Here is a 14,394-nt window from a genome sequence, read left to right on the forward strand (position 1 = left end):
AAACAGCCTGAAAAGCGAAACCTAAGTGTGACATACTTAGGTTTTCGCATTTCTGAAAAGTAACATACACGCATGCAGGAAAATTTAGTAATCGTCGAGTCCCCGGCCAAGGCAAAAACCATCGAGAAATTCCTCGGCAAGGACTATGTCGTCAAATCGAGTTTCGGACACATCCGCGACCTCTCGAAAAAGGACTTGGGAATAAACATCGGCGAAGGATTCAAACCCGTCTACGAAATCCCGGCCGACAAGAAAAAGGTGGTGGACGAGCTGACCAAGCTGGCCAAGGACAAAACGGTCTGGCTGGCGTCCGATGAAGACCGCGAAGGAGAAGCCATCGCATGGCACCTGACCGAAGTGTTGGGTCTCCCCGTTGACAAGACCAAACGTATCGTCTTCCACGAAATCACCAAGCGGGCCATTCTCGAAGCCATCGAGCAGCCCCGCACGGTCAACATGGATCTGGTCAACGCCCAGCAGGCGCGCCGCATCCTCGACCGTCTGGTCGGCTTCGAGCTCTCGCCCGTCCTCTGGAAGAAGGTGCGTCCGTCGCTCTCCGCAGGCCGCGTGCAAAGCGTCGCCGTGCGGCTCATCGTCGAGCGCGAACGCGAGATCATCGCCTTCCGTTCTACGCCCTACTTCCGCGTTGTCGCCCAGTTCCATGCCGCCGGCGATCCCGACAAAACGATCTTCAAGGCCGAGCTCTCGTCGCGCTTCGAGACCCGCGAGCAGGCCGAGGAGTTCCTCAACACCTGCATCGGCGCCACCTTCACCGTGGCCAAGGCCGAGGAGAAGCCCGCGCAGCGCTTCCCGGCGCCGCCGTTCACCACCTCGACGCTCCAGCAGGAGGCCGGCCGCAAGCTGGGCATGTCCGTCTCGCAGACGATGTCCGTCGCCCAGCACCTCTACGAACAGGGTCTGATCACCTACATGCGTACCGACTCGGTGAACCTCTCCAAACAGGCGCTCGCCCAGTGCAAGGAGGAGATCACCAAGCTCTACGGCGAGAAATACTCGTCGTGGCACAACTACAAGACCAAGACCAAAGGCGCTCAGGAGGCCCACGAGGCCATCCGCCCGTCGTACATCGAGAACCACACCATCGAGGGCACGCCCGCCGAGAAGAAACTCTACGACCTGATCTGGAAGCGTACGGTCGCTTCGCAGATGGTCTGCGCCGAGTTGGACCGCACGACGGTCGTGATCGACATGTCCGGCTCGTCGCAGCAGTTCGTCGCCACGGGCGAAGTGGTCCGTTTCGACGGTTTCCTGCGTCTCTACTCCGAGTCCACCGACGACGATCAGGCCGCCGAGAGCGGCGAAGGCCTGCTGCCCAAGATGACCGCGGGCGACCGGGTCGTTTCGACCCAGATCACCGCGACGGAGCGCTTCACGCAGGCCCCGGCCCGCTATAACGAGGCATCGCTGGTCAAGCGGCTCGAAGAGCTGGGCATCGGCCGTCCTTCGACCTACGCCCCGACCATCACCACGATCATCAACCGCGGTTATGTGGTCAAACAGAACAAGGAGGGCCAGAAACGCGGCTACGTACAGCTCACGCTCACGGGCGACAAACTCACCTCGAAGAACCTCACGGAGAACTTCGGCAAGGAGAAGAACCGCCTTTCGCCCACGGACATCGGCATGGTCGTGAACGACTACCTCGAAACGCAGTTCAAGCCCATCATGGACTACAATTTCACGGCCAACGTCGAGAAGGAGTTCGACCGCGTGGCCGACGGCGACATCACTTGGGACACGATGATCCACGACTTCTACGGGCCCTTCCACCAGATGGTCGATACGGCCATCGGCACGCAGACCGACAAGAAGAGTCAGGCCCGCATTCTGGGCAACGATCCCAAAACCGGACATGTCGTCAAGGCCCGCATCGGCCGCTACGGCCCGATGGTCGAGATCGAAGGCAACGAAGGCGAAAAGGGACGCTTCGCGTCGCTCAAGAAGGGCCAGCTGATCGAGTCGATCACGCTCGAAGAGGCGCTGGAGCTTTTCGCCCTGCCCCGCGACCTCGGCGAGCTGGAGGGCGAGCAGCTCTCGGTCGGCATCGGCAAATACGGGCCCTACGTGCGCCACGGCAAGTCGTTCGCCTCGCTTCAGAAAGGCGACGACCCCTACACGCTCACCTACGAGCGCGCCGTGGAGGTCGTGCGCGCCCAGCAGGCTGCCGCAGCCGCGGCCAACACTCCGCTGCGCAGCTTCCCCGAAGATCCCGACATGCTGGTCAAGAACGGCCGTTACGGACCCTATATCGCCTACAAAGGCAAGAACTACCGCCTGCCGAAAGGCGCCAAGCCTGAGACGCTGACGCTCGAAGAGTGCCGGAAAATCGTCTCTTCCTCGAAGAAGTAACCGAACACCAATACCCAAACAGCACAAGCGATGAAAAAATTCCTGCTGACAGCCCTTGCGTTCTGCACCGCCTTCGCGGCCGCAGCGCAGACTCCCGCCGCAACCGAGCCGGAGGGATACCGATTCACCGACGTCAGGCTGATCCCCATGACCCCGGTCAAGGACCAGCACCGCAGCGGCACCTGCTGGTGCTACTCGACCCTCTCGTTCCTCGAAGGCGAGATCCTGCGCGCCGGCGGCCGTCCGGTCCACCTCTCCGAGATGTGGATCGTGCGCCACACGTTCATGGACAAGGCCGTGAAATACGTCCGCATGCACGGCGAGATCAACTTCGCCGAGGGCGGCGCTTCGCACGACGTGACCGAAGGAATCAAGAACCACGGCATCGTACCGCAGGAGGCCTATCCGGGCTTCAACTACGGCACCGAGAAAGCCGATTTCCACGAACTGTCGCTCGTGCTGAAGGCCTACCTCGACGCCGTGATCACAGCCAGCGGCAAATCCTCGGACAAAGCGCTTTCGACGGCATGGAAACGCGGCTTCGACGCCATCCTCGACGAGTATTTCGGCCGGATGCCCGAAACATTCACCTACGAGGGCAAGGAGTATACGCCCCGGTCGTTCGCCGCATCGCTGCCGATCGACATGGACGACTACATCGACATCACCTCCTTCACGCATCATCCGTTCTATACGCAGTTCATCATCGAGATTCCCGACAACTGGATGTGGGGCACGGTCTACAACCTGCCGCTCGACGAGATGATGACCGTCATCGACAACGCGCTGGCCAACGGCTACCCCGTATCGTGGGGCACCGACGTGAGCGAGAAGGGTTTCAGCCGTACCAAAGCCATCGGCATCATCCCCGAAGCCGACCTTGCGAACATGGACGGCACCGAAGCCGAGCGCTGGGGCAAACTGACCCAGAAGGAGAAGGACGATGCGCTCTATAAGTTCGACAAGCCCGGCAAGGAGCTTAGAATTACGCAGGAGATGCGCCAGCAGGCGTTCGACAACTACGAGACCACCGACGACCACGGCATGGTCATCATGGGCACGGCGACCGATCAGGCCGGCAACCGCTACTTCAAGGTCCAGAATTCGTGGGACGTACGCCCGCCCTACGACGGGTTCTGGTACTTCTCGCGGCCGTTCGTCGAGTACAAGACCACTTCGATCATGGTCAACAAGAACGCACTGCCCAAGGAGACCGCCAAGCGGCTGGGTCTCAAATAGCGGACGGAGCAGTCCCGTGAAACAAGCCGACCGTACGAAACGGCGGAACAATTCAGCGGAGCGCTCCGATACCGCAGTCCGCGGAACAGTTCCGGGCCGGCCGCCGGCAGGCCCGTTCAGCGGGAACAACCCGGCGGGAACAAACTGCTGAAATCCGGCGCACTTCACCCTGCATCCCGGATGCAATCCAGCCCGCCCCCCGCGGAAACCCAAAATAAAAGAGTCCCGGCTTTGCGGCCGGGACTCTTTCGTATATCGAAGTTTTAATTTGTTGTCTCAAAAAAGGGGAGCCTTACATCGCTCTCAGTTTGATGCTCTCTCCCAACAGAACCATAGCGGTACGGAACCACGCATTGATCTTCGCCTTCATACTAAATAATTTTAAATAATTCTTAAAATATTTTATCATCTAAGATGCGACAAAGGTAATGCCCGGAAAACAAACTTCCAAACATTTTTATTAATATTTTTTAAGAATTATGTAAATTTTTTAAATAACGATTACCCCTCGATTTCCAGTCCCAGAAGACGCGCCAGCTCCGAAGCCTGCAGCGCACTGACTTTCAAACCTTTCAGCTCGAACGATCCGGTATCGCCTACCCGGATTCCGCGAATATCCGAATCGACGAACGAAAGCCCCTTCAACCGTGTCCGACTGAATTCCGCCATCGTAAGGTCGCAGAGCGAGAACTCCACACGTTCGAACCGGCATTCGTCGAATCCAACGCTGCGCATCGTTCCGCCGGCAAAACGGACGCCCCGGAATTTTCCCAGCGTAAAATTGGCGAATTCCATCTTGCAGCGTTCGAAAACGACATGCTGCCACGTCCCCTCCGAAAGGTTGGCGCCGACCAGCTTGCACTCCACGAATTCGACCCGCTGGAAACTGCATCCCGACAAATCGGCGTTCGAGAGATCGCAGTTTCGGAACGTGACGTCCGTAAAATGAGAACCCTGCAACACGGGCGCCGGGAAAATGCAACCCGCAAACACCGACGACTGCACCCAGAAATGCTCGCGCATCAGCGGGGGCAGGGGCACGCTGCGGAAAACCGCATCGGACACCTCCTCTGCGGTCTGCAGCAGAGCGGCGTCGGTCTGTTCAACCGGATTCGGCGAAGGTACGGGGCGTGTAATTTCCATGCAGTTCAATAATGATCCGACATCATCGGGTCCGGCAAATTTCCGATCCGGCAACCGGGCCTATCGGGCAATCAGCGTGTCCGGCAATCATCGGGCCGGACAGCAAACGGATCCCACAGCCGGACAAGTCCCACAGTCGGACGGGCCGGCACCGGTCCCTGCAAAGATAGAAATTTATCTCCGTATCGGGAAACCCCGAACGCCCTGAATGTGTCCATTTTGAACATTGGCGAAAAATTGCTATCTTTAAACCGCCTTCAACCTCACTTTTAATGGAAAAGGGATATAGGATCTTCCTAACTGTCAGCCTGTTGCTGACGATATTTACGACAACGGCCCAAACCACCGACACCTCGAAAGACAATTTTCCTTCGACTCAGGAGGCTCTGTCCCGGATCGGCGCGGCCGAAGCGCGGCCGGGCCGCCAGCCCGCCGACACGGCGGCGCTCACGACACCCGCCCAGCGCAAGGGCTTCATCCGCCGGATCATCGACTACTACAGCCGCTCGAACGTGGACCGCACGTTCGAGAAAAAGATCGACTGGAGCATCGCTCCCGGTCCCAACTACTCGTCCGACGTCGGCTTCGGTCTGGGCTTCCTCGTCGCCGGTCTGTACCGTCTCGACCGCACGGACTCGGTGACCGCTCCCTCCAACATCTCGATCTACGGCAACATCACGACCCAAAAATTCCTGCTGCTCCGCTTTTCGGGCGACAACATCTTCCAGCACAACAAACGGCGTCTGAGCTATTCGGGAGCCTTCGTCTACTTTCCGGGCGCATTCTACGGCGTGGGCCACAAGGCCGGAAAAGAGGGTTACGCGCAGGACCTGACCACGACGATGGGCATTTTCCGCATCTCCTACTGCACGTCGCTCGTCGGACGGTTCTACATCGGCGTCAGCGGCGGCATCGACTACACCGGCGCCAAATACAAGTCGAGCGGCATGGGAGAGTACTTCACCGCAATCGACAACCACGAAAAGGAAAAACCCGGCGGTCAAATCGGCGAACTCTACGATTTATATAAGGACAACAAACGTTACGACCCGGAGAAACAGGACCCCTTCTCGAACTTCATCGCCGCCACGGGCGACAAACCGAACGCCTTCAACACCAATCTCGGCATTTTCGCGCAGTACGACACGCGCGACGTGACCTTCAACGCCTCGAAAGGCATCTTCATCAAGGCCGAAGCCAAATGGTATCCCCAGTGGCTGGGCAATACGCGCCGTAACTTCGGGCGTTTCACACTGACGTTCGACTTCTATCAGAAACTCTGGAAAGGCGCCATCTTCGCCTACGATCTCTATGCCGACTGCACGGCGGGCACCCCGTCGTGGCACATGTACGCCAAGCTGGGCGGCATGGAACGCATGCGCGGCTATTACGAGGGGCGTTACCGCGACAAACGGCTCGTCGAGACGCAGATCGAACTGCGGCAGAAAATCTACCGCCGTCACGGCATCGTGGGCTGGATCGGCGGCGGTCAGGTCTGGGGCACCGACAAATTCCGGTGGGACAATACGCTCTACAGTTTCGGCTGCGGCTACCGCTTCGAATTCAAGAACCGCATGAACATCCGTCTCGACTACGGCTGGGGCGTCTACGGCAACCACAACCTCCCGTGGGACCGCAAACGCTCCTCGGCATTCCTCTTCACCGCTTCGGAAGCCTTCTGAGACAACGGCAATCCGGCCACTCTCTTCCGGCAGACGCAGCAAATCCCGACTCCATCCCACAAGCAACCCCGCAGGCAGCCCCTCGGTCCCTCCGGCCTTATCCTCATCCGCTCCGGCAATCCTAACCCCGGTTCCGCCCCCGCATTCCCCTCGACTTCCAGCTTCAGCCGCACGGCTCCCAGCAGGATTTTAGAGGATTATTATCGGGTACACGCCCCGAAACTACAAAATATATACAACGATAAACCCGTCGGCGCGCTTAAGCGAAAGCCGCAGCGGCTCCCCGTCCGCGATACGCCCCACGACGACTCCGGCTTCGAAATCGACCGCCTCGACATGCAGGTCGTAGAGCATATCCAGCCCCGGCCGCCCGGCATATTTGTACAGGGTCTCCTTCGCGCACCAGACTGCGGCCGGCAGCAACGGATCGTCAGAAAGCGCCCGCTCGGCAGGCGACATGTAACGCGACGCGGCGCGGCTGAAATCCCGCGATTCGGGTTCGACATCGACGGCGCACGGCGCATCCGATATGCAGACCGCCACCCGGCCCGGACAGTGCGAAACCCCGATATGCACCTCGCGCCCCCGAATGACGGGCGCCCCCGCCTCATCATAGGCGATCGACACGTCGTCCCCCAGCTCGCGGCGTACGACGGCACGCCATGTCAGGAATTCCCTGCGGCGGCGTTCGCGCAGAAACTCCTGCGCGGCGGCCCGCTCGCCGGGCGTCACCCGCGCAGCGGCTTCCGCCTCGGTCATCGGCGGCTCGATGAAGAGCCCCTTCGTCATGCCAGCAAATCTACACGGATTTTGTCGATACGGTGCCCGTCCATCTCCTGCACCGTAAAACGGATGTCGTGCGACGTAAAGACGTCGCCCTTGCGGGGGAAGTCGCGCTTGAGTTCGAGCATCAGCCCGGCCAGCGTCTCGGCCTCGCCCTTCACGTCGTTGAAAATCTCCTCGTCCAGCCCCAGCACCCGTTCGAAGTCGCCCAGATGGCTCTTGCCGTCGAAGATGAAACATTTCTCGTCGAGCCGCGTGAAGAAACTTTCGTCGGCGTCGCTTTCGTCCGAAATCTCGCCCACGATCTCTTCGATGATATCCTCCAGCGACACCAGTCCCAGCGTCGAGCCGTACTCGTCCACGACGATCGCCATATGGATCTTATTGGACTGGAAGTCGGCCAGCAGGTCGTTGATCTTCTTGTGTTCCGGCACGAAATAGGGCTTGCGCACCAATTGCTGCCAGCCGAACTCGCTGCCGTGGTTGATGTAGGGCAGCAGGTCCTTGACATAAAGCGTTCCCTTGATGTTGTCTATGTCGTCCTCGTAGACGGGGATGCGCGAAAATCCCGACTCGATAATGGTCTTCTTGACCGTCTCGTAATCGTCGGTTATGTTGAGCACCGTGATGTCCACGCGGGGCTTCATGATCTCCTGCACCTCGGTATTGACGAAATTGACGATTCCCGACAGCATCACATGCTCCTCAGGACTCGAACTCTGGGTCATGTCCACCGCGTCGGCCAGCTCGTCGAGCGAAATCTCGCTCTTGTGCGAAGCCTTCTCGCTGATGCGGCTGCTCGTCCGCACCAGCGCATAGGAGATCGGATAGAAAATCCACCGCAGCACCGTGAGGGGCCGCGCGGCGAACTGCGCGAAGCGCACGGGAATGGTCTGCGCCAGCACCTTGGGCAGTATCTCGCCGAAGAGCAGCAGCAGAAAGGTCACCAGTACGGTCTTGAAGAGGAATTCGAACCGCAGGAAGGTGAAAACCGAATCTATGATGCTCGACGTGAGGATGACGATGCAGATATTCACCAGATTGTTCACCACGAGAATTGTCGCCAGCAACAGGTCCACGTTCGTCAGCAGGCGGAGCACCGCCTCGGCCGACGCCGTCGTGCGTTTGCGCAGGCGGCGTATATCGTTGTGCGACAATGAAAAAAACGAAGTTTCAGCGCCCGACACGAGCGCCGAAACGCACAGCAGGCCCAGCGTCACCGTACACAGTACGGCGATATGGGCCGAAAACCCGTTAAACGTAATCCACGAAGTTGTAGTCTCCTCCAAACCGGCGGTCTATTAGTTAATCAAAAAGCGATCCGCCCTGCGCATCCTGCTGCGCCTGCTGGCCGGCATCGTTCTCCTCCTTCAGCACCTCCTTGCGTCCGCCGGGCATCTGCACGACGAATTTCGAGTTGCGCGACTGATAGGCGGGCTTGCTCAGCAACAGTTCGATGTTGCTGTAACGCGTCGATTTCGCCCCCAGCATCACCTGTTCGGGCGGCCGCTGCACGGCGGCCTTGGGCGGTACGACCGGCTTGATCGGCTCCAGCACGAGAGCCACCGGGTCCTTCGCCGGCTCGACGCTCCGCACCGGAGGAATGATCTGCTTCATCGTCCCCGCCGCCGATACGTCGCCCGCGAATCCCGTGGCCACGACCACCAGCTCGATGGCGTTGCCCAACTGGGGCTTCTCGCTCGTACCCCATATGATATTGGCGTTGTGAATCACGCCGTTGTCGTCCTGCACGCTGGCGTGCGCCTGAATGTACTCCAGAATCCGCACCACCTCCTCGTACATCAGGCCGTCGGCATCCGCGACCGAGATGTTGAGCAGGATGTTCTTCGCCCCCGAAATCAGGTTGTGGTCCAAGAGCGGCGAACGCAGCGACGCTTCGGCCGCCGCTTCGGCGCGGTTGTCGCCCTCGGCCGTCGCCACGGCCATATGGGCGCGGCCGCTGTCTCGCATGACCTTCGACACGTCGGCGAAATCGACGTTCACCAAGTCGCTCTCCACCGTGATGATCTCGGCGATGCCCTTGGCCGCCGAACACAGAATGTCGTCGGCCTTGCCGAACGCCTGCTTGAGCGACAGGCGTCCGTATATTTCGAGAATATTCTCGTTATTGATAATCAGCAGCGAATCCACGTTCTGCCGCAGCTCCTCGATGCCCCTGAAAGCCTGCTCGTAGCGGATTTTGCCTTCGACGGCCAGCGGCGACGTGACGATCGCCACGGTCAGCAGTCCCATCTCCTTGGCCAGCTTGGCGATGACGGGCGACGCGCCCGTACCCGTTCCGCCGCCCATGCCCGCCGTGATGAAGAGCATGCGCGTCCCCGACTCTTCGAGGTGCTGACGAATCTCAGGCAGCGACTCCACGGCCGCGCGGCGGCCGTTTTCCGGGTCGTTTCCGGCCCCCAGTCCCTCTGCGCCGAGGCGTATCTTCAACTCCACGGGACTCTTGTCCAGCGCCTGCTGGTCGGTGTTACAAACCAGAAACGTCACACCCCGTATACCGAGGTTCCACATATGGTTCACGGCATTGCCGCCGGCACCGCCGACGCCCACCACCATAATGATCGAACCGTCCGTCTTCGGGGCTTTGATCTCCGACATCAATTCGTCTGTCATATCTCTAACTCCTTTCTCCACATTCTTAACTATAAATCATTCCCGCAGCCGGCTTCCCGTCTGCAGTTCCCGACATCCGCTGAATCCCGCCGTCCGAATCTTCGTCGGCACCCCGCGGCATCTACCCATTCCCGCCGACCGTTCACAGTCCGCGGCATCTACAGACTCCGCCATCCGGCTCTCCGTCCGCAATCCGCGGAATTCAAAAAACCGCTGCCCGGCGTCCCGTCCGCAGCTCCCGGCATCCGCGGCATCCGCCGTCCGCTGAATCCCGCCGTCCGAATTTCCCCCGGCTGTCCGCCACATCTGCAGAAACCGCTCCCCGGCCAAAACCGGCGTTAACCGCGGCCGCATCGCCGGACCTTCACATCGCCGAACCGTCCCCGCAAACACGAAATTCATGCCGCAAACACCGCCGTAAGACCGCCGCGTGGGCCGGACACCGGGGCGCGGCAAATTATCCCTTAAATCTCTTCGTCCTCGGCCGCCGTGAAACTCTTGTTGATCTTGTCGAAGGTCTTCTGGAAAATCGAGCCCCAGTCGCGCTTGCGCTTGGGTTCGATCACCGGGGCCTCCTCACGTTCCGCAGCGGCATCCTCCTCCGTCTCTTCCGCCGCCGGAGCTGCGGGCGGCGCCTGCACGGGCTGCTGGAAGCGCGGCGTGTGGCGGAACTCAGGAGCGGGCTGCGGCTGCGGGGGCCGGAAGCCCTGCTGTTCCGCAGGCCGGGCCACGGGCCGCTCGACAAATGCGCAGGCGCCCTGCTCGGCGCCTTTCAGCAGAATGCCGACCGCCGTGGCGTAAGCCGGATCGGCGGCCTTCTCTTTCGACTCCTCGGCAATCCCGGTCTCGGCCGACGCGACGCGCACATCCATGCCCGTCACCCGGCGGAACAGTTCGTCGAGGTCCTTCAGCTTGGCCGAACCGCCCGTCAGAACGATCCCGTAAGCCAGCTTGCCGATATATCCCGAATCCTTGATCTCCTGCAATACGAACTCCGCGATATCCGTGGCGCGGGCTTCGATCACCGTCGCCAGATTGCGCAGCAGAATATCCTTCGCCTCGCGGGCCGTGCGGCCGTTCACGCGGATCAGTTTGTCTTCGGGAGCCAGCTCGGCCACCGCCGAGCCGTATTTCTGTTTGAGACTTTCCACATGCTTTTCGGGCACGCTCATCGTGCGGATGTCGCGGTTGATCGCCGTCGCCCCCATCGGGATCGTGGCGATATAACGCACCACGTTGCGGTAGTAAACCGCCACGTCGGTCACGCCGCCGCCGATATCCACCACGGCCACGCCTTCCTCCTTCTCGTCGGGCAGCAGCACCGCCTCGGCCGTGGCTATGGCGTTCGACGTAACGCTCAGCATCTTGATTCCCACCCGTTTGAGGGCCATGTCGAGCCGCTGCATCGGGGTCTTGAGACAGAGGATGAAGTTGAACGTGGAAGAGAGCTTCTTGCCGAACGACCCCACGGGATTCTTCACCTCCTGATTGTCGTCCACCACATAGTTCTGGGGTACGCGGTCCATGATGGTCTCGTCGTCGGGCGCCTGCACGTTGCGCATGCGGTCGAACAGCGCATCGACGTCCTTCTGATTGACACCGTTCTGCGGATCGTAGACGAAGACGTGGTCCATATGCCGCGCACAGCGCACGAAGTCGCCCGAAATACCGGCATAGGCCTCGGTGATGCGGATTCCCAACTGCTCCTCGGCCTCCGACACGGCTTCGCGGATGGCGCGGCTCACCAGTTCGATATTCTCAATCTTGCCCGCATTGACCCCCTCGACGGGTTTCGACACGACGCACACCACATCGAGCCGCTCTTCGGCGTTCTTCTCGCCGACAGCCACCACGACGTTCGACGAACCCAGATCGACGGCAACGGTATAATTCTTTCTTTCCACGGTATAATCCTTTTATTTCTTGCAAACCACCTGATCGTTGTATCTGATATCTATCGTCCGGTACTCCCCCCAGCCGATGTTCATAAGACCGCTGCGGTAGAAACGCAGCAATTTGTCGAATTTGCGCTCCACCTGCTCGATACGTCCGAAGACGATGGTATGGCGGCCGCTCCGGGGCACCAGCTCCACCTCTAAAGCTCCGCTGGGGGTCGTATGCGCGGCAATCTGCACCACCTCCGACCTCCAGAAGTCATCATCTTCGATGAACTCTACAAAGGTAAGCAGTTTCATGAAATCTTCGTAGCTTTTCTCCAACTTTTTTTGTTTCAGCCTTTCGGCCTCCTGCCGCTGCGCGATGCGGTCTATTCCCTCCTGCACCAGACGCGCTTCGTAGCGGTATTTGCGCCGCAGTTCCGCCTTGCGGGCGCGCAGCTCTTCGACCCGCGCATCGAACGCCGCGGAGCTTTCCATCCGCCACCACTGCTTCTTGATGCGCATGCGGCGCAGCGCCGATATGTTGCGGTCGTTCTGCAGTTCGCGCCGGAAGAAGGGGTACTTCTCACGCTCCAGCTCCGCGATCCGCTTGTCGATCTTCGCCCGTTCGAGGTCGATATGCCCGCGCACGGAGCCGACGAACGACGCGGGAAACGGCGGACGGTAAGCCCCCGTCACCACCGGCACGTAGAGCGACGAGGCGCGCGGCGCGGCGAAGACATAGCCTTCGGGCGTGACGTACGAATCCACGCCGTCGGTCAGCAGCCGCAGCAGGGGCCTGCGCTGGCTGATGTCGATATGCAGCACGCCGCCGTAAGTCACATAGGCGTCCACGCGCTCCACGAATCCGTTTTTGGCGATCAGGGCCTCGATGGCCGCCAGCTCTACCGCATCAACTGCCGTGCCGTTCGTCTTGATTCCGCTGTGCGCGATCCACTCGCGCACCATGCGGCCCGACACCAGATAGCCCATCGACGAGCTGTCCACCACCTCGATCTCGACCCTGCCGACCTTCTTCCCGGCACGCAGCCTCCCCGCCGCCGTCCCCGCATAAACGACATATGCGGCCACGGCGCCCCACAAAAGCGTGAGCAGTGCGTATCGGAGGTATTTTCTCAAAATCGTCTTTATTCTCTAATTATCCGTCGTTTCGTCTTCTGCGGTTTTTACATCCGGTCCGGCGGACATGCGCCCCGGCCGCCGGTCCCCCGGCTAACTCTTCGCTTTCAGCTTTTCGGCGATCGCCCCGCAGCAGGCGTCGATGTTGCCCGCGCCGAAGCTCACCACCACGTCCGTGTCCATCGCCGCCACCGTATCGGCCAGCGCCGCCCGCTCCACGATGCGGCACGGCACCGTCACGCCTTGGGCGATGATCTCCGACGTCACGCCTTCGATCGGCTCCTCGCGCGCCGGGTAGATCGGCAGCAGCACCACGTCGTCGGCATGCGACAGCGCCTCGGCGAACTCCCTGTAAAGGTCGCGCGTCCGCGTGTAGAGGTGCGGCTGGAACAGCGCCGTGATGCGCCGTCCCGGAAACATTTTGCGCACCGACGTCAGCGTCGCCGCCAGCTCGCGCGGATGGTGGGCGTAGTCGTCCATGTAAACCTGCTTCGGCGTATTGACATAGAATTCGAAACGCCGCTTCACGCCCGCAAACGACGCCAGCGCCTCTCTCAGCCGTTCCGCATCGAGCGTCGTGCCTTCGGCCTGCGCCGCGCACCATACCGACGCCGCGGCCGCCACCGAATTCTCGATATTGACCCATCCCGGAATGCCGAGCGTGCACCCCTCGACCACGCCGCCGGGCGTCACAATGTCATAGCGGTAATGCCCGCCTTCGAGCAGCTGCACGTTGCGGGCGTAGAAGTCGCACGGCACGTCGTACGAATAGCGGTAAACGGTGATCTGCGGATTGTCCAGCACGATATCCACCCCCTCTTTGATAATGAGGAACCCGCCCGGCCTGATCTGCCGCACGAACTGCGAAAAAGCCTCCTTCACCGCCTCGTGCGTGCCGTAAATATCGAGGTGATCGGCATCCGCCGAGGTAATCACCGCCACGTCGGGATACAACCGCAGGAACGAACGGTCGAACTCGTCGGCCTCGACCGCCAGCCGCGCCCCCGCGCCCAGCACCAGATTGCCGCCGAAGTTCTTCGATATTCCGCCCAGAAAAGCGCTTCCTCCGCCCGTCACGCCGCGGTTGAGCCACGCCACGAGCGTCGAGGTCGTGGTCTTGCCGTGCGTCCCCGCCACGGCCATCACATACTTGCCCTCGGCGAGATGTCCCAACATCTGCGAACGCTTCTCGACGCAGAACCCGTGACTCACGAAATATTGATACTCCCCGTGCTCCTGCGGCACGGCCGGGGTATACACCACCATCGTCGCCGCCGGGTCGAGAAACTCCGCGGGAATCCGCCGCACGTCGTCCTCGAAATGAATCGCAGCACCTTCGGCCGCCAGTTCGTCCGTCAGATGCGAGGGGGTGCGGTCGTAACCGGCCACCCGCTTGCCTTCATGCAGGAAATAACGCGCCAAGGCGCTCATGCCGATGCCGCCGATTCCCAGAAAATAGATATTTTGAAACTCCATCCGATTAAGTTTTATCGTTCTCCGCACCGCTCCTCCCTCCGCACGGTCCC

Annotated in this window: 10 protein-coding genes; 3 read left to right on the forward strand and 7 right to left on the reverse strand. The window is 60.5% G+C overall.

What is annotated here, in order from left to right; all coding sequences use genetic code 11:
• The first annotated feature begins 72 nt into the window (after positions 1 to 72).
• Both topA and HMPREF9720_RS07645 read left to right on the forward strand, forming a co-directional pair.
• The gene (topA, locus tag HMPREF9720_RS07640) at positions 73 to 2,370 is read left to right on the forward strand and encodes a type I DNA topoisomerase (RefSeq protein ID WP_009597583.1); all 2,298 of its coding nucleotides are present in this window, start codon (positions 73 to 75) and stop codon (positions 2,368 to 2,370) included.
• 30 nt (positions 2,371 to 2,400) lie between these two features.
• Positions 2,401 to 3,609, forward strand: coding sequence for an aminopeptidase C (locus tag HMPREF9720_RS07645; protein ID WP_009597659.1), 1,209 nt, complete (start codon positions 2,401 to 2,403; stop codon positions 3,607 to 3,609).
• Positions 3,610 to 4,110: 501 nt separating this feature from the next.
• Here HMPREF9720_RS07645 and HMPREF9720_RS07650 read toward each other — a convergent pair.
• Positions 4,111 to 4,752 (reverse strand): pentapeptide repeat-containing protein, encoded by a 642-nt coding sequence (locus HMPREF9720_RS07650; RefSeq protein WP_009597600.1) that lies wholly within the window; start codon positions 4,750 to 4,752, stop codon positions 4,111 to 4,113.
• A 272-nt stretch (positions 4,753 to 5,024) separates the two neighbouring features.
• On the opposite strand from HMPREF9720_RS07650, the gene HMPREF9720_RS07655 reads away from it, so the two are divergent.
• Positions 5,025 to 6,434, forward strand: coding sequence for a hypothetical protein (locus HMPREF9720_RS07655; protein WP_039940186.1), 1,410 nt, complete (start codon positions 5,025 to 5,027; stop codon positions 6,432 to 6,434).
• Between the two features lie 222 nt (positions 6,435 to 6,656).
• Here the strand turns inward: HMPREF9720_RS07655 and HMPREF9720_RS07660 are convergent, their stop codons facing one another.
• The 6 genes from HMPREF9720_RS07660 to murC form a co-directional block, all read right to left on the reverse strand.
• Entirely contained in the window at positions 6,657 to 7,223 is a 567-nt protein-coding gene (locus HMPREF9720_RS07660) for a 4'-phosphopantetheinyl transferase family protein (protein WP_009597678.1), read from the reverse strand.
• A complete protein-coding gene (gene gldE / locus HMPREF9720_RS07665) occupies positions 7,220 to 8,506 on the reverse strand; it encodes a gliding motility-associated protein GldE (RefSeq protein ID WP_009597623.1) in 1,287 nt (428 codons plus the stop codon). Before gldE ends, HMPREF9720_RS07660 begins: the two co-directional genes overlap by 4 nt.
• Before the next feature lie 16 nt (positions 8,507 to 8,522).
• Complete coding sequence (gene ftsZ / locus HMPREF9720_RS07670) at positions 8,523 to 9,851, reverse strand: cell division protein FtsZ (protein ID WP_039940187.1); 1,329 nt, start codon at positions 9,849 to 9,851, stop codon at positions 8,523 to 8,525.
• 464 nt (positions 9,852 to 10,315) lie between these two features.
• On the reverse strand, positions 10,316 to 11,755 hold the full coding sequence (gene ftsA, locus HMPREF9720_RS07680) for a cell division protein FtsA (protein ID WP_009597580.1): 1,440 nt from the start codon (positions 11,753 to 11,755) through the stop codon (positions 10,316 to 10,318).
• Between the two features lie 12 nt (positions 11,756 to 11,767).
• Positions 11,768 to 12,868, reverse strand: a complete 1,101-nt coding sequence (locus HMPREF9720_RS07685; protein ID WP_009597700.1) for a hypothetical protein — start codon at positions 12,866 to 12,868, stop codon at positions 11,768 to 11,770.
• 93 nt (positions 12,869 to 12,961) lie between these two features.
• Complete coding sequence (gene murC, locus HMPREF9720_RS07690) at positions 12,962 to 14,344, reverse strand: UDP-N-acetylmuramate--L-alanine ligase (RefSeq protein WP_009597635.1); 1,383 nt, start codon at positions 14,342 to 14,344, stop codon at positions 12,962 to 12,964.
• Positions 14,345 to 14,394: the final 50 nt, after the last annotated feature.

Source organism: Alistipes sp. HGB5 (genome assembly GCF_000183485.2).
Lineage (GTDB): Bacteria > Bacteroidota > Bacteroidia > Bacteroidales > Rikenellaceae > Alistipes > Alistipes finegoldii.

Excerpts from the sequence above, each read along its gene's own strand:
- topA (WP_009597583.1), top strand. The coding sequence starts at position 73 with ATGCAGGAAAATTTAGTAATCGTCGAGTCCCCGGCCAAGGCAAAAACC.
- HMPREF9720_RS07645 (WP_009597659.1), top strand. The coding sequence starts at position 2,401 with ATGAAAAAATTCCTGCTGACAGCCCTTGCGTTCTGCACCGCCTTCGCG.
- HMPREF9720_RS07650 (WP_009597600.1), bottom strand. The coding sequence starts at position 4,752 with ATGGAAATTACACGCCCCGTACCTTCGCCGAATCCGGTTGAACAGACC.
- HMPREF9720_RS07655 (WP_039940186.1), top strand. The coding sequence starts at position 5,025 with ATGGAAAAGGGATATAGGATCTTCCTAACTGTCAGCCTGTTGCTGACG.
- HMPREF9720_RS07660 (WP_009597678.1), bottom strand. The coding sequence starts at position 7,223 with ATGACGAAGGGGCTCTTCATCGAGCCGCCGATGACCGAGGCGGAAGCC.
- ftsZ (WP_039940187.1), bottom strand. The coding sequence starts at position 9,851 with ATGACAGACGAATTGATGTCGGAGATCAAAGCCCCGAAGACGGACGGT.
- murC (WP_009597635.1), bottom strand. The coding sequence starts at position 14,344 with ATGGAGTTTCAAAATATCTATTTTCTGGGAATCGGCGGCATCGGCATG.